13 protein-coding genes and 1 pseudogene are annotated in these 15,717 nt (G+C 69.5%); 8 read left to right on the forward strand and 6 right to left on the reverse strand.

Annotated features, from left to right (window positions below; all coding sequences use genetic code 11):
• A partial coding sequence (locus AB0J09_RS33955; RefSeq protein ID WP_360699790.1) for a TetR/AcrR family transcriptional regulator occupies positions 1 to 419 on the forward strand: 419 nt, incomplete at its 5' end.
• Positions 420 to 473: 54 nt separating this feature from the next.
• Here the strand turns inward: AB0J09_RS33955 and AB0J09_RS33960 are convergent.
• Positions 474 to 1,052 (reverse strand): short chain dehydrogenase, encoded by a 579-nt coding sequence (locus AB0J09_RS33960; protein ID WP_360699793.1) that lies wholly within the window; start codon positions 1,050 to 1,052, stop codon positions 474 to 476.
• Positions 1,053 to 1,182: 130 nt separating this feature from the next.
• On the opposite strand from AB0J09_RS33960, the gene AB0J09_RS33965 reads away from it, so the two are divergent.
• The 3 genes from AB0J09_RS33965 to AB0J09_RS33975 all read left to right on the forward strand — a co-directional run bounded on the left by AB0J09_RS33965 (position 1,183) and on the right by AB0J09_RS33975 (position 6,762).
• Entirely contained in the window at positions 1,183 to 2,040 is an 858-nt protein-coding gene (locus AB0J09_RS33965) for a helix-turn-helix transcriptional regulator (protein ID WP_360699795.1), read from the forward strand.
• A 300-nt stretch (positions 2,041 to 2,340) separates the two neighbouring features.
• The gene (locus AB0J09_RS33970) at positions 2,341 to 5,559 is read left to right on the forward strand and encodes a glycoside hydrolase N-terminal domain-containing protein (RefSeq protein WP_360699798.1); all 3,219 of its coding nucleotides are present in this window, start codon (positions 2,341 to 2,343) and stop codon (positions 5,557 to 5,559) included.
• A 513-nt stretch (positions 5,560 to 6,072) separates the two neighbouring features.
• Positions 6,073 to 6,762, forward strand: coding sequence for an HAD hydrolase-like protein (locus tag AB0J09_RS33975; RefSeq protein ID WP_360699801.1), 690 nt, complete (start codon positions 6,073 to 6,075; stop codon positions 6,760 to 6,762).
• Between the two features lie 9 nt (positions 6,763 to 6,771).
• Here AB0J09_RS33975 and AB0J09_RS33980 read toward each other — a convergent pair whose 3' ends face one another.
• A complete protein-coding gene (locus AB0J09_RS33980; RefSeq protein ID WP_360699804.1) occupies positions 6,772 to 9,465 on the reverse strand; it encodes a SpoIIE family protein phosphatase in 2,694 nt (897 codons plus the stop codon).
• 341 nt (positions 9,466 to 9,806) lie between these two features.
• Between AB0J09_RS33980 and AB0J09_RS33985 the strand changes: the two genes are divergently transcribed.
• Both AB0J09_RS33985 and AB0J09_RS33990 read left to right on the forward strand, forming a co-directional pair.
• Positions 9,807 to 10,337 (forward strand): YbjN domain-containing protein, encoded by a 531-nt coding sequence (locus AB0J09_RS33985; protein WP_360699806.1) that lies wholly within the window; start codon positions 9,807 to 9,809, stop codon positions 10,335 to 10,337.
• A gap of 2 nt (positions 10,338 to 10,339) precedes the next feature.
• The gene (locus tag AB0J09_RS33990; protein ID WP_360699809.1) at positions 10,340 to 10,588 is read left to right on the forward strand and encodes an Lrp/AsnC ligand binding domain-containing protein; all 249 of its coding nucleotides are present in this window, start codon (positions 10,340 to 10,342) and stop codon (positions 10,586 to 10,588) included.
• Positions 10,589 to 10,651: 63 nt separating this feature from the next.
• Here AB0J09_RS33990 and AB0J09_RS33995 read toward each other — a convergent pair.
• The 4 genes and pseudogenes from AB0J09_RS33995 to AB0J09_RS34010 all read right to left on the reverse strand — a co-directional run bounded on the left by AB0J09_RS33995 (position 10,652) and on the right by AB0J09_RS34010 (position 13,876).
• Positions 10,652 to 11,313 (reverse strand): annotated as a pseudogene (locus AB0J09_RS33995) (class I SAM-dependent methyltransferase).
• Positions 11,314 to 11,376: 63 nt separating this feature from the next.
• Entirely contained in the window at positions 11,377 to 12,054 is a 678-nt protein-coding gene (locus AB0J09_RS34000; RefSeq protein WP_360699812.1) for a class I SAM-dependent methyltransferase, read from the reverse strand.
• A gap of 167 nt (positions 12,055 to 12,221) precedes the next feature.
• Positions 12,222 to 12,917, reverse strand: a complete 696-nt coding sequence (locus AB0J09_RS34005) for a class I SAM-dependent methyltransferase (RefSeq protein WP_360699815.1) — start codon at positions 12,915 to 12,917, stop codon at positions 12,222 to 12,224.
• Positions 12,918 to 12,931: 14 nt separating this feature from the next.
• Positions 12,932 to 13,876: an SPFH domain-containing protein gene (locus tag AB0J09_RS34010; protein ID WP_360699818.1), complete on the reverse strand. Its 945-nt coding sequence runs from the start codon at positions 13,874 to 13,876 to the stop codon at positions 12,932 to 12,934.
• 351 nt (positions 13,877 to 14,227) lie between these two features.
• On the opposite strand from AB0J09_RS34010, the gene AB0J09_RS34015 reads away from it, so the two are divergent.
• Positions 14,228 to 14,851, forward strand: coding sequence for a helix-turn-helix domain-containing protein (locus tag AB0J09_RS34015; protein WP_360699821.1), 624 nt, complete (start codon positions 14,228 to 14,230; stop codon positions 14,849 to 14,851).
• Complete coding sequence (locus AB0J09_RS34020) at positions 14,848 to 15,660, forward strand: SDR family oxidoreductase (RefSeq protein ID WP_360699824.1); 813 nt, start codon at positions 14,848 to 14,850, stop codon at positions 15,658 to 15,660. The genes AB0J09_RS34015 and AB0J09_RS34020 overlap by 4 nt, the downstream gene beginning before the upstream one ends.
• Positions 15,661 to 15,717 lie beyond the last annotated feature (57 nt).

Raw genomic sequence — 15,717 nt, forward strand, 5'->3', positions numbered from 1 at the left:
CGGCCGGCGTCGGCCAGGGCAGCCTGTACCGGCACTTCCCCGACCGCGTCAGCCTCGCGCTGGCCGTGTTCGAGGACGGCGTCACCCAGCTGGAGGCGCTGGCCGCCGCGCCCGGCACCACCCTCGACGACATGCTGGCGCAGATGACCGAGCAGGCCATCTCCTCCACGGCGTTCATCGACATGGTCAGCGCCAAGGACCCGCGCATCATGCGCTTGCGCGACCAGGTGGCGGAGCTGCTGGAGGGCCTGCTGTCGCAGGCGCGAACGGCCGGCCGCGTACGCGACCACGTCACCACCGAGGACCTGGTGACGGCGGTCGGCATGATCGCGGGGCTCCTCGCCAAGATACCGGCGGACGTCCGGCGCGAGACCGCCGAGCGGGCGTGGCTGCTCCTCCGCAAGGGCATAGAGAGCTGATCGCCCCGGTTCACGGCATGCGCGCGGGTCGAGGGGTCGGCGCCGCGCCGTACCTCATGGGCAGGTCAGGGTACGGCCCTGGGCGGACCCCTCCACCGCGTCGGCGTAGACGCGGGCCACGTCGGCCACCGGGGTGCCGCCCGTCGGATCCATGCCCAGGCCCACCAGAGTCTCCCGCACCCACCCTGGGCTGATGGTGTTCAGGCGCAGACCGCGTGGCAGCTCTGTCGCCGCCGCGAGCACGAACGCCTCCAGGCCGGCGTTCACCAGATGCCCGAGCGAGCTGCCCGGCACCGGCTCGGCGAACCGCCCGCTCGTGAGCGTGATCGACCCGCCGTCGCGCACGTGGGCGAGCGCCCGCCGCACCAGGTTCACCTGCCCGAGCAGCTTGCCGTCCAGGCCCGTCCAGTACCCGGCGTCCGTCAGCCGTGCCATGGTTCCACTGGCGGCGCAGCACACCACCGCGTCCACCTCGCCGGCCTCGCTGAACATGGAGTCAATGGACGCCGGATCCGTCATGTCCACCCGCATCGGGCCCTGGCGCGATGCCCGTACCACCTCATGACGCTCGCCCAGCAGATCGCTCACCGCCCGGCCGATGATCCCGGTCGCACCGATCACCACAATTCGCATCAGAGTTCCTTCCGCTCATGTCCGTCAGGGACCAGCGTGCGGGCGGCGGCGCGGAGTAGCCATCCCTCCGCGGTGCCTACATCTGACAGGTGCAGGCACCGCGCCCAGGCATGTACGACAATGGCTTGACATGGACGTGCAGACGGAATTGGGGGAGTTCCTGCGGTCGAGGCGCGCGCGCCTGCGCCCCGAGGACACAGGCCTTCCCGCGTACGGGGGCCGCCGCCGCGTGCCCGGTCTGCGCCGCGAGGAGCTGGCCCAGCTCGCCGGGGTGAGCGCCGGCTACTACACCCGCCTCGAGCAGGGCCAGAGCGGGAACGCCTCGGACGCCGTCCTCGACGCCGTCGCCCGCGTGCTTCGCCTGGACGAGGCCGAGTGCGCACACCTGTACACACTGGCCCGGCCGAAGCCGAAGACCCGCGGGCGCGCGGCCAGGCCGGAGCAGGTGCGGCCAGGTGTCCGGCTCATGATCGAGTCGCTCGGAGACGTACCCGCCCTGGTCCTCGGGCGCTTCACCGACGTGCTCGCGTGGAACAGAGCGGCGCACGCCCTGCTGGCCGGGCACCTGGACTTCGACGCGCCCGGCCGCCCCGCCGACCGGCCCAACATCGCCCGCATGCTCTTCCTCGACCCGCACATGCGGGCGCTGTACGACGACTGGCCCCGCAAGGCCCGTTCCACGGTCGCCGACCTGCGCCTGATCGCCGGGCGGTACCCGGACTCCCCGGAGCTGGCGAGCCTGGTCGGCGAGCTGAGCATGGCCAGCCAGGAGTTCGCGAAACTGTGGTCCGCACACGCGGTGGCCGACTGCGAGACCGACGCCCGCATCTACCACCATCCGCTCGTGGGCGAAATGACGCTGCTGGCCGAGTTCATGGCGCTACCGAAAGATGACGGCCAGCGCGTGGCCGTCTTCAACGCCGAACCCGGCTCCCCGTCCGAAGCCGCCCTACGCCTGCTCGCCGGCGCATTCCCGATCACGGATTAGACGTCGGATCAATCCACTCGCGTGATCAGATCTCTTGACGCACGACCCGGTCATCTCGATGAGGACTGGACGAATCCGATTAATACATCGGATGTCAACTCTTGTTGCGTGGGTGTTTCAGTGCTATCTCCTTGGGTCAAGGTCATCATGTGATCGGAGGAATCAGTGGCCCACCCCCCGAGACGGCGATTCAGTGCCGGCCTGATCGTCGGGTTAACCCTGGCGGCCGGGCTGGCAGCCCCGGCACGTGCCCAAACAGGACCCGATTCGACGGCCGGACTCGGCCGGACACCCGATGACTTGACGCTCTGGTACGACGAGCCCGCGACTGATTGGGAGACCCAGGCCCTGCCCATCGGCAACGGTCCGCTGGGTGCCAAGGTGTTCGGTGGCCTGGCCACGGAGCAGATCCAGTTCAACGAGAAGACGTTGTGGACCGGTGGTCCCGGACACAGCGGCTACGACTTCGGCAACTGGAAGACTCCGCGTCCGAACGCCATAGCCGAGGTCCAGCAGCAGATCGACCGCGACGGCAAGATGACCACCGCGGATGTGGCGGCCAAGCTCGGCCAGCCCAAGACGGGATTCGGCGCCTACCAGACATTCGGTGACCTGTACCTGGACATGGCCGGCGCGCCGCAGAGCCCCACGGATTATCGCCGGGAGCTGAGCCTGCGCGAGGCCGTGGCCCGGGTCGGCTACACCGCGGACGGCGTGCGGTACTCGCGTGAGTACTTCGCCAGCAACCCCGGCAACGTGATCGTCGGCCGGCTCTCGGCGGACCAGGACGGCAAGGTGTCGTTCACCCTCCGGCACACCTCGCCGCGCAACGACAAGACGGTCACGGCCTCCGGCGGCCGGCTCACCATCCGCGGTGAGCTGTCCGACAACAAGATGAAGTTCGAGGCCCAGGTGCAGGTGATCACCCAGGGTGGCACCCGTACCGACGCAGGGGACAGGATCACCGTCACGGGCGCCGACAGCGCCGTGTTCGTGCTGTCGGCCGGCACCGACTACGCCGGCACGTACCCGTCCTACCGGGGCGAGGACCCGCACACCAAGGTGACCGCGGCGGTGGACGCGGCCGCCGCCAAGGGCTACGCCGAGCTCAAGGCCGCGCACGTCGCCGACTATCGCAGGCTGTTCGACCGGGTGAAGCTGGACCTCGGCCAGACCACGCCGAAGATCCCGACCGACGAGCTGCGCAGGAACTACAGCGGTGGTGCCTCGCCCGACGACCGGGCCCTGGAGGCGCTGTTCTTCGCCTACGGCCGCTACCTGCTGATCTCCTCCTCCCGCGAGAACGACATCCTGCCCGCCAACCTGCAGGGCGTGTGGAACAACTCCACCAGCCCTCCCTGGTCGGCCGACTACCACGTCAACATCAACCTGCAGATGAACTACTGGCTCGCCGAGCAGACCAACCTGCACGAGACCACCACGCCCTACGACCGCTACATCTCGGCCCTTGTCGCGCCCGGCCGCAAGACCGCCCAGGAGATCTACGGCACGCGCGGCTGGGTGGTCAACAACGAGACGAACCCGTTCGGCTTCACCGGCCTGCACAACTACGGCAGCTCGTTCTGGTTCCCCGAGGCCGCCGCCTGGACCACCCAGCATCTGTACGACAGCTACCGCTTCACCGGCGACGTCGGTTACCTGCGTGAGACCGCTTACCCGGTGATCAAGGGCGCGGCGGAGTTCTGGCTGGACTTCCTGCACACCGACCCGCGCGACGGCAAGCTCGTCGTCTCCCCGAGCTACTCGCCCGAGCACGGCGACTTCTCGGCCGGCGCGTCGATGTCGCAGCAGATCGTCCGCGAGGTGTTCACCAACGCCCTGGCGGCGGCCAAGAAGCTGAACGTGGACGCGGGCTTCCAGGCCGAGGTGAGCGCTGCGCTCGCCAAGCTCGACCCGGGCCTGCGGATCGGTTCCTGGGGTCAGCTTCAGGAGTGGAAGAGCGACTGGGACTCCAAGACCGACACCCACCGGCACGTCTCCCACCTGTACGCCCTGTACCCGGGCAACCAGATCACCGCCGGAACCCCGGAGGCCGAGGCGGCCAAGGTCTCTCTGACCGCGCGTGGCGACGGCGGCACCGGCTGGTCCAAGGCCTGGAAGATCAACTTCTGGGCGCGGCTGCTGGACGGCGACCACGCCCACAAGATGCTGGCCGAGCAGCTCAAGAGCTCCACGCTGGACAACCTGTGGGACACCCACCCGCCGTTCCAGATCGACGGCAACTTCGGCGCCACCTCCGGCATCGCCGAGATGCTGGTGCAGAGCCAGCACGACGTGGTGCACGTGCTGCCCGCGCTGCCGTCCGCCTGGCGGGACGGCTCGGTGTCCGGTCTGCGCGCCCGCGGCGACGTCACCGTGGACGCGACCTGGAAGGACGGCGCTCCCGACACCGTCACCGTGCACCCGGGCACGACCGGCCCGATCAAGGTCAGCTCGCCGTTCGTCGCCGGCCGCTACCGCGTCTACGACGAGCAGGGCAACGAGGTCGGCCCGCGCCGTGACGGTGACGTACTGAGCTGGAACGCCCGCGCGGGCAAGGCGTACACGATCCAGAACGAGGCGGCCGTCGCCCTGAAGGCGCCCGCCACGGCCACCGCGGGGACCCCGTTCGAGGCGCAGGTCGCGGTCACCGCCACGCGACGCCGGGCAGTGCCGGCCTCCGACGTGACGCTCACCGTACCCAAGGGCTGGACCGTGGAGCCGGCCACCCGCCATGTGGCGGGCGTGGCGCCGGGACGGACGGGGACCGCCGCCTTCACGGTCACGCCGGGCCCGGCGGACGGCTCGCGCCGGGCGGTGCTCGCCGCCTCGGTCATCGGCGACTCCTGGAAGGGCGCGGCCACCGCCGTGCTCGCCCTCGAACCCTGCGCACCGGCCGCCTCAGGCTCGGTCCTGGTCGCCTGGGACCCGAAAGAAGGCGGTACGGTCACCGACGCCTCCGGCAACGGCCGCGCCGCCACCGTGACCGGCGGCACCGCCGCCTACGACGCCACGGCTCCGTCGGGCAGCGGGCTGACGCTCGACGGCAACACCTACCTGACCACCGCGAACACCGCGCTCGGCCTGGTGCGGGAGGCGACGTTCGCCGCCGAGGTCAAGATCGCGGGCAGCGGCTACCGCCGGCTGTTCGACTCCCAGCCGTCCGGCGACCCCGGCACGGATGGCGTCCTCATCGACGTGACGCCGAGCAACACGCTGCGCTTCATCGGTGCGGGCGCGAACGTAACCCTGAACACCACCCTGCCCACCGGCCGCTGGTTCGACCTTGTGGTGACCCTGGATCGCACCGGCGCCCTCGCCGTCTACGTGGACGGCGAGCGGAAGGCGACCGGCCAGGCCACCTCCGACGGAATCGCCGGCTGCACCTCCCGTCCGCTGCGCTTCGCCGCCGACCAGGGCGGCGGCCAGCGACTGACCGGTGGCGTGGACCGCGCCGCCATTCTGGCCAGGCCGTTGACCGCCGACGAGGTGAAGAACTGGCGGGAACTGGTCTTTTGACGTCCACTGCCAGGCCACGGCGCCCGCACAGCCGGGTGGGGAGTTCGCAGCCCACCCGGCCGGGCGCCCTCCGCTTGCACGGCGGCGCGCTCCGGCCCTCTGGTGTGTCGCCGAGGGTGACCAACGGCGCCGCGGCGGTGAGCACGCGTCCTTGACCATTGCCTGCCCTGGGCGTGACGCCTCGGACGGTTGGCAGCGATTAACGGTCGGTCTGAATAACATTTCTGTGGAGATTTATCACTATTTGAGTGCTAGCGTCCCATTTAGGATCCTTGACGGGGAGGAATCATGGCTGGGAGGCATGTATCTCAGGTTGGCTTCCAAGAGGGCCCTCCGGGCTGGCGCCGTCGTCGCTTCCGCCGCCGCCACCGCCGCCGTAGGTGGTGGGGCTGGGGCTTCCGGAATGATTGGGGAGGCTGGTGGTGGTAGACCATCGAGTGAGAGCCGACGGCAGAGCCGTCGGCTCTTTTGTGCGTAGGTAAGCGTGCGCGTGCTCACGTTATCTTTTGCTCTGTGATCCGCGCCGTGGTGATTGATGTGGACGACACGCTCTGCCTCACCGAGGCGGTGTGTTTCGAGCTCGAGAACGAAGTCCTGGCGCGCATCGGCCGTGAGCCGATGTCGCGGGCCGTGCATGTGGCCACGTGGGGGCTGCCCTTACTCGAAGCGATGCCGCGGCGCTCGCCCGGTCTGGACGTCGCCGCCTTCGCCACCGTCCATCGGGTCGTGCTTCGGGAGTACGTTGCGGCCGGCCGATTGGATGTCGTCGCGCAGGAGAACCTCGAAGCGCTCGACGAGCTCGCCGCCGCAGGTCGCAGCGTCATGGTGCTGACCTCGCGCACCGAAGCCGAGATGGAGCACCTGCTGGCGCCGGACCATGTGCTCGCCGGTCGGCTCGCCGCCGCCTACCACGCGGGCAATATGCGCTTCAGCAAGCCCGACGCCCGCGCCTTCGACGGACTTCTGGCCGACACCGGACTGCGGCCCTCTGAATGCCTGTACGTGGGTGACTCACCCGGTGACGCCCACGCCGCCAACGGCGCCGGCTTGCGTTTCATCGCCTGCATGCAGAGCGGCCTCCGAAAGCGCGCCGACTTCGACGCACACCGTGTCGATGCCTTCATCGCCACATTCCCCGAGACGGTTGACGCCGTAGCGCGCCTGGAAGCCGCGGACCCTGAGCTCCCCGAACTCGGGCTGTGATCTCCTGAGCTATTCGTTCAGCAGGTCGTACATGTCCAAGTCGCATTGATCGGTGAGGAAGGCGGGGCATGCGGGGTCGAGGGGTTGTTCTGTCCAGATGCATTTGCCGCCGGGGGTGTAGCGGGTGCCCCAGCGGTGGGAGATCGCGGAAACCAGTTGGAGTCCTCGTCCTCCCTCGTCGGTGTCGGCGGCGCGGCGGATGCGGGGTGTAGTGAGGCTGCCGTCGGAGACTTCGCAGGTGAGTACGTTGCTGCGGAGGAGGCGCAGGTGGATGGGGCCCTTGGCGTGGCGGACGACGTTGCCGACCAGTTCGCTGGCCAGCAGTTCGGTCGTCATGGACAGATCATCCAGGTCCCAGGCGCTGAGCTGGGCGCGGACGTGCTCGCGGGCCTGGCCGGCGGCTCTGGGGTGGTCGGGCAGCGGCCAGGAGGCCATGTCGTCGTTCGGCAGCGCATGGGTGCGGACGACCAGCAGGGCGGCGTCGTCGGCGGTCCCCTGTCTGCCGGGTAGCAGGGCGGCGGTGAGTCTGTCGCACAGGGATTCGAGGCACACGGTGCAACGGAGCCTCGTCGAGTCCGATGCGGCGGCGTGATTCTGGTGCCGGCACGGCGTTCCGGTCAGCGTCGTGCCGCTGAGCGTCTTGGCGAGATGAGCTATGCCCTGGTCGATGTCGAGGGCGGGGGATTCGACCAGGCCGTCGGTGTACAGCACCAGCAGACTGCCTTCTGGCAGGTCTATCTCTACGGTTTCGAAGGGCGGGGTGGCGGCGCCGAGAGGCGCGTTCGGATCGGCGTCGGGGAAGTGGACGGTGCCGTCGGGGTGGACGACGGCGGGCGGGGGATGGCCGGCGCGGGCCAGGACGCAGGAGCGCGTAGTGGGGTCGTAGACCAGGTACAGGCAGGTGGCGTAGAAGTCGTCGCCGAGCTCGCTGACCAGGTCGTTGAGGTGGGAGAGCAGCTCGTCGGGAGGCAGTTCCAGGTCGGCCAGGGTACGGACCGCGGTACGCAGCCGGGCCATGGTGATCGCCTCGGCCACGCCGTGTCCCATGACGTCGCCGATGACTATGGCGACCCGGTCCGCCGACAGCGAGATGACGTCGTACCAGTCGCCGCCCACCTCCATGTCCTTGCCGGCAGGGAGATAGCGGGCCGCGGCGGTGATCGCGGGCAGGCAGGGCAACCCACGGGGGAGCAGCCCGCGCTGCAGTTCCTGGGAGCGTGTGTGCTCCCTGTCGTACAGGCGGGCCCGTTCCATGGCCTGGGCGACCAGCCCGCTGAGTGCGGTGAGCAGGTTGCACTCCTCGCCGGTGAACCGGCGCGGCTCGGAGAAGGAGACGACACAGCTGCCGACCGGGCGCCCCGAGGCGATCAGCGGGAGGAAGGCCCAGGCTTTCTTGCCTCCCGCCGCCGGCAGGTCGGCCGTCGTGGGGTAGCGCTCGATGTACTCCTCGGCCGAGTTGATGAACATCGGGGTGCGATCGCGCAGGCTCTCCGCGATCGGGTACTTTCCGGACGCTGGTATCCGGGATGCCCGGTCGACGAACTCCTGTGAGTACCCGGTGAACCCGACCGGCCGCAGGTGGTCGCTCTCCAGGAAGGTGAGCATCAGTCCGGCGGCGCCGAACGCCGGCAGGATGTGATCGGCGGACGCGTCCACGACGTCCCGTACGGTGACCGCCTCGGCCAGCGCTCTGGTCAACTGCTTGATGCGGGAAGCCCGCTCCACGGCTGCGCGCTCGGCACTGCTCGGCCCCGGCTCGGTGACCGCGTCCAGGTCGTCATGGGTCTTGGTGATGTCCCACATCGTGCCGACCATGCGTGCCGGTTCACCGTTGTCGTCGACCACCAATCGGCCGCGGGCCCGCACCCAGCCGGAGGTCCCGTCCGGGCGGCACACCCGGTACTCGGTGCTGTGCATCCTCCCCGCGCGGATCGCCTCATCTATGTCCGCCAGCACCCAGGGCAGATCCTCAGGGTGGACGATGCCCGTCCAGGTCTCGATCCGTCCGTCGAAGGTGTCCGGATCGACGCCGAGCACCGCGAGCATCGCGTCGTTCCAGATGACGTCGCCGGTGCGGATGTCCCAGTCCCACGTGCCGACCGCCTGCAGATCCCTCCGCAGATGCGGGGCGATGGACTGCTCCTGCCAGCCTATGAGTCCCGAGCCGGACGGAGGCGCGGAGGACTTGCTCAGGTGCTCGCCCGTCCATCGGCCCAGCGTGTCCAGAAAGGCCAGTTGAGCGGGCGACGGCTCGTGCGCGGAGACTGTCACGACCGACAGGGCGCCGATCGGCCCGCCGGGGCCTGGCAATGGGACAGCCACCATCGTCGTACCGACCGGCCAAGACCAGGGCTCGGCCGCGGAGCCGTCCGGCCGCCCGCTCGCCCTCTGTTGCGGTATGCCGACGACGGCGTTCGCCATGGACACCTGCACGAACACGGCGTCCCGGAACGCGCGTGCCGGGGCGAGTGGGCCGTTCCCGTCAATGCGCTCCCACGCGTGGGTGAAGGCGGGGGGTAGGCCGCTGGTCACCGCCAGGCGCAGCCCGGTGCCGTGACCGGGACCGCCGAGATGCACCATGCCGCCCAGCCCGGCAAGATCGGCCACCGCCTGCTGGATCGCGAACCGTAGGAGCTCGATGCCCCACAGATCGTCGCCGACCTTCGCCAGCAGCCGTCTCCGCTCCTCTGAAGCCTGGTCCATCCCCATGATCCGCGGATCTTGCGCACGCTGTTCGCCCATTCCCATCCCCTCACCACGTCACCAGGACCGACAGCGTCAAGGGCCAGGCTCTGCAACGCGCCTCCGGTTATCTATCCGGGAGGAATATGCATATATGGGCTATATGTACCGAGTATAACTACCCGAGGCGCACACTCCATCGCTCCGCTGACGCGATCCCGGTCACCGCGAGCCGTGACGCTGTTACGCGTCGTGGGGGTCGGGTCGCGTGGGCCTTCTCGGGACGAAGGAGACGCCGTTCTGGCCCCACTCGCCGCCCGACATGGGGGAGGATGGCGGAAACGCGTGAAGGGACCTTTACTGTGAGCATCGACCCGTCCTCGATTCCGAATCTCGAGGGCCAGCCGGAACCCCACCCGTCCGGCCCCAGCGAGGCGGTGATCCTGCCTGACCAGGATGTGGTCAAGCAGCTGCTGGAACAGATGGAGCTGAAGTTCGTCGTGGATGAGGAGGGCGACCTCGCGGCGCCCTGGGAGGAGTTCCGCACGTACTTCATGTTCCGCGGTGAGGGGGGCCAGCAGATCTATTCGGTCCGCACCTTCTACGACCGTCCGTACAGCATCGACGACAAGTCGCGGCTACACGAGACGATCGATGACTGGAACCGTCGCACGCTGTGGCCCAAGATCTACACCCACACCCACGACGACGGCTCGGTCCGCCTGATCGGCGAGGCCCAGATGCTGGTCGGCGGCGGCGTCGGGCTGGAGCACTTCGTGTCCAGCACGGTGAGCTGGGTGCGTGCATCGATCGAGTTCGACAAGTGGGTCATCGAGGCGCTCGGCCTGGAGAAGGGCCTGGAGTCCAGGCCCGAGGAGGGCGACGACGAGTAGGGGTGGACCAGGTCGCGACCACCCTGGCCACCCGCCACGAGCTCGCCGTCGTCGCCGCCACCACCGGCCAGACCAACCTGCTCGCCCACGCGCTCTGCCCCACCCCCGCCGACCTGCACCGCTACCTCACCCACCGGCTCAGCGCGCTGGACCAGATCTGCGCCCTGGAGACCGCCCCGGTCCTGCACACCCTCAAAGCAGCCGGCCACTCACCCCGCCACCCCGCGCCGTATCCGGGCAGCAACTACTGAGGTCCCCAGCGTGTGCTGACCGAAGGCGGCGTGCTCGTGGTCACCCGCTGAAGGGACACGTCCTCAGTCGCGGCGGGATGCCCGTACGGCCAGCACGTTCGGAATGGGGCGCTGCTGGGGCTCGTACACGTGCTCGATGGTCAGTCCCGCGTCGATGAAGGCGTTGATCAGATCGGCCAGCGGCACGTGGCTCATCCCGACCCGCTCTCGGACCCCGCCCTTGCGCCACCACGGCGAGCGTTTGTGCCATCCCTTGGTCCCGTACGTGGGATGGATGATCACCGCTCCGTCCTCGCGGGCCTCGATGTGCGGGCCGTTGAAGCACGGGTGCACGCCGTAGGACAGAAGCAGCCCGCCCGGGCGCAGGACCCGCGCCGCCTCCTTCAGCAGCCCGGCGAAGTCGCCGATGTCGGTGGAGACCCAGAGCGCGGTGACAGTGCCGAACGTGTCCGCGGCGAACGGAAGCGCCGTCGCGTCGCCCTGGAGGAGGGAGCGCCGTCCCTGCCCCGGGCGAGACGCAACTGGTCGGCGGAGCGGTCGAGGCCGACAACGGCTCGGCCGGTGGAGCGGATGGCGTCGAGATAGAGACCGGTGCCGCAGCCGAGGTCCAGGCACAGTCCTTCGCCGGGGCCGAGAAGGTCTCCCAGGTCGGCGATGGTAACAGCGGCGTTGGACCCGATGTACTCGTCATACCATTCGGCCTGCCCGTCATAACGTGCTGTCATGATCCATTGATACCCGCCGATTCCGAGGTGTGTGGCGCCAATATGCCGTCGGCGTAGAGGTGTTCAGACGGGGGGCGCCAGCACCCAGGTGCGGTCCTCGGTCACGAAGCGCTCCAGCCGCAGCCCCCCGGCGGCCAGCTCGGCCACTAGGTCGTCGTCGGTGAGCCGCTTGGAGGTGAACGACTGCGTCCACACCTTGTCATCGCCGTACGTGTAACGCATGGTGGCGTGGAAGACACCGGGCGAGGCCTCTTCCACGGCCGCCATCGTGATCGTGATGTCGCCGTCCTGCCTGCCCATGCCCACGTGCCACCGGTCATGTGCCTCGGCGGGCATCCACTGGATCAGCACCGCGCCGCCCGGCTTGACGTGCCGCGCGCAGGCCGCGATCAGCTTGCGCCTGGCCGTGTCGTCCACCGTGTTGACGAGCTGGGAGGCGAGCATGACCGTGTCGAACCGCCGGTCCAGCATGAGGTCCTGCACCCGCGCCAGGACCGTCGTGGCGCCGCGCACGTGGGCGAGCATCTCGGCGGACTCGTCCACGGCCACCACCTCGAAGCCCAGCTCGATGAGCGGGTGCGTCACCCTGCCCACGCCCGCCCCCAGCTCCAGAACGGATCCGCCGGGCGGGGTCACCTGGGCGACGATCTCGGCCTCGCCACCGGGTTTGAGGAGCGTGTAGAACTCGACCGGGGATCCGTCGGGGGTGATGGGGCCTGGGCCTGTGCCTGTGTTCTCCATGATCCGAAGCTATCCCCGCCCATGGGCTGGTGGGCATGGGAATTGTCAGTCGCAGTCGAAACTCGCCTGGACGGCGACGAACTCTGGAAACGGGTCAGCATCCTCCCGTCCAGCCTGGCCCCTCTGAGGACCGGCCGGAGACCATCGCGGCGGCCGTGGAGAGCCGGCTAGCGCTGAAAGTGCCAGAACAGCATTGACGGCGTCCCGGCGATGGCCGCGTGCGCCGCCTCGGGAGCCAGGTCGCACAGGGCCCACGGCCACACGTCCCACGGCTCCAGGACGTCGGTCCGCTCGCGCGGCTCCCCTGGCGGGTGGCGGGGTTCCTCGCAGCGCCGCACCTGGAGCCCGGCCGCCAGCGCGGCTCGTACATAGTCCCCGACCAGGTGGCGGTAGGTGGCCACCCTCCCCGGCCGGCCGTCCGGCAGCCGTACGGGCGGAACCACCCCCCGCGCCACGCCCTCGGGATGGATGTCGGCGATCACCACATGCCCACCGGGTCGCAACACCCGGGCGAACTCGGCCAGCACCGGGTCCAGCACGGGCACATGCGTCAACGCCAGCGAGCAGACCACCAGGTCGACGGACTCGCCGGGCGCCGGCAGGGAAGACAGGTCGCCCATCTGGAACTCTGCCTGCGGCACCCGCCGGCGCGCCCGCTCCAGCATGTCGGGCGAGCTGTCCACGCCGCGCACCCGATGGCCGCGACCGGCCAGGTAAGCCGCCATCCTGCCGGTGCCGCACGCCGCGTCCAGCGCGTCGCCGGCCGGCAGCGCGTCGACGATCTCCCTGATGAAGGGCTCGTCGAGGTCGAACGCGGTGTTGGGCCCGTCGTAGGTCTGCGACCAGATCCGGTAACCCGCCACACCGACGTCGCCGCCTACCTCACCCGCGTCCTGGCTGAAGGTTCCCCGGTACGCGAGACGCCGCTCTCCACGGCCGATCCCGCGGCGGAAGGTTCGAACGAAGGCTCCGGCGGGGCCAGCTCAGGCGTGGCCGACTCCGTCACGGCCGGTTGCTCTTCGGTCTGCCGCTCCGGGGAACCGGCGGCCTGCTCAGCGGCCGGCGTGTCCCTCGCGGAGCGTTCGAAGAAGCGCAGCAGCTCCACGGGCAGCGGCATGACCAGCGTGGAGGTCTTCTCGGCCGCGACCTCGACCACAGTCTGCAGCAGGCGCAGCTGAAGCGCACCAGGAGTCTCGGTCATGATGGCCGAGGCGTCGGCGAGCTTCCGCGCGGCCTGGAACTCTCCGTCCGCGGTGATCACACGGGCCCTGCGCTCCCGTTCGGCCTCGGCCTGGCGGGCGATGGATCGCTTCATGGTGTCGGGAAGATGGACATCCTTGATCTCCACGCGGTCGATGTGGATGCCCCATCCCAGCGCGGGGCTGTCGATCATCAGCGCCAGGCCCTTGTTCAGTTCCTCGCGGTTGGACAGCAGGTCGTCCAGATCGCTCTTGCCGATGATCGAGCGCAGCGAAGTCTGCGCCACCTGCTCGATCGCGAACAGGTAGTTCTGCACCGCGATGGCCGCCCGCAGCGGGTCCTCGACCCGGAAGTAGGCGACGGCGTCGACCTGTACGGAGACGTTGTCACGGGTGATGCCCTCCTGCGTGGGCACCGGCATCGTGATGATCTGTACGTTCATCTTCTTCATCCGGTCCACGGCCGGAATGAGGAAGGTGAGCCCTGGCTGGCGGATCTCCCGCTGGGCCCTGCCGAAGCGGAAGACCACGCCGCGTTCGACCTGGTTGACGACCTTGACGCCGGCGATCGCCAGCCAGACCGCGATCACGACGATCAGTCCGAGCACAATATCGATGATCATGGTCTTATCCCTCCATTCAAGGCTAGATCCGGATACATGCCTGCGTCGGTAATGAAGTGGTCAAGTCCTGCCCCAGCGGGCGGGCAGGCGCGGGCTCCTCCCTCGCCGATGGCCGGATCAAGGTGGCGATGCTCCAGTCACCGCGTCGAGCGCCAGGTCCTGCCAGGGGAAGCCCGGCCGGGGCGTAGACGGTTCGCCGGCCGGCGGTCGTGCGGCCGGGCTGCTCGCCGCACAGGAGGTCGGTGAGGGTGGCGCCGGCGGCGCCAATGCCCCCTCGAGGCGGCAGCGCGCCCACTATCTTGGTCGGCGGCCAAAGTTGAACTCCGTCCAAGTTTCTTCTATGGTCGAGGTGTGACCGAAGAAGAGAAGCTGGGGCTGCGGGAGCGCAAGAAGCTGGAGACCTGGCGGTCCATCAGGGCCGCCGCGCTGCGGCTGATCAACGAGCGAGGCTACGAGGCGGTCAACGTCGACGACATCGCCGCCGCGGCCAACGTCTCGCGCAGCACCTTCTTCAACTACTTCGCCACCAAGGAAGCCACCGTCTTCGATCCCGACCCCACGGAGGCGGACGCGTGGCGCAAGCTCATGAAGGACCGGCCGGACGACGAGCCGCTGTGGGTCTCGCTGCAGGAGATCCAGCTGGGCTACATGTCGCTGCTGGCCGACCGTCTGGCGGTGCAGAAGCGGCTCAAGGCGGCCTCGCCGGCCCTGGCGGTGTCGAAGCGCGACTCCTCCGACCGGTTCTTCGCCGAGCTGCGCGAGTGGGTCGCCTCTCGCACGCCGCCCGGCAAGGAGATGCAGACGGCCCTGCAGGCCAACACCACGCTCGCCGTACTGAGGACCGCTTACGCCACCTGGTCGCCCGAGGACGGATTCGAGCGGTTCCTGCAGCTCGCCCGCGAATGCTTCGACCGGGCCGGCCGAGGGCTGGCCCCGGACCACCCCACTGATCTTCAGGAGAACACCTCATCATGAGCAAGGTCTGGTTCATCACCGGCACTTCGCGCGGCTTCGGCCGCAGCTGGGCCGCGGCCGCGCTGGAGCGCGGCGACAAGGTCGCCGCGACGGCCCGCGACACCGCGACCCTCAAGGACCTCGTCGAAAGGTACGGCGACGCGATCCTCCCGATCGCCCTGGACGTCACCGGCCGCGAGGCCGCCTTCGCCGCCGTACGGCAGGCCCACGCCCACTTCGGCCGCCTGGACGTCGTCGTCAACAACGCGGGCTACGGCCACTTCGGCATGGTCGAGGAGCTCACCGAGGCCGAGGCCCGCGCCCAGATCGAGACCAACGTGTTCGGCGCGCTGTGGATCATCCAGGCCGCGGTCCCGCTGCTGCGCGAGCAGGGCGGCGGGCACATCATGCAGGTCTCCAGCATCGGCGGCGTCGCCGCGTTCCCCGGCCTGGGCATCTACCACGCCTCCAAGTGGGCGCTGGAAGCCTTCTCCGAGACGCTCGCTCAGGAGGTCGCCCCCGCCGGCATCAAGGTGACCATCATCGAACCGGGCGGGTACGCCACCGACTGGGCCGGCGACTCGGCCGTCCGCTCCGAGCCCAACCCCGTCTACGAGCCGTTCCGCGAGGCCAGGGCCAGGATGCGCTCCGGCGTGACGGCGCCGGGGCCGGACACCACCGTCCCGGCCGTGCTGGCCGCCGCCGACGCCGCCGAGCCGCCTCTGCGCCTGCTGCTCTCGGGCACGGCCTACGACATCGCCAAGGGCGTGTACGCCCAGCGGCTGAAGACCTGGGCTGAGTGGGAGGACACCTCCCGCGCCGCCGGCTGACCCGCCCGGTCCCCACCGTCCCGGCGACGGCGCCGTACCAGGAAGCCGCGAGCCGGG

Source organism: Nonomuraea sp. NPDC049784, from assembly GCF_040659615.1.
Lineage (GTDB): Bacteria > Actinomycetota > Actinomycetes > Streptosporangiales > Streptosporangiaceae > Nonomuraea.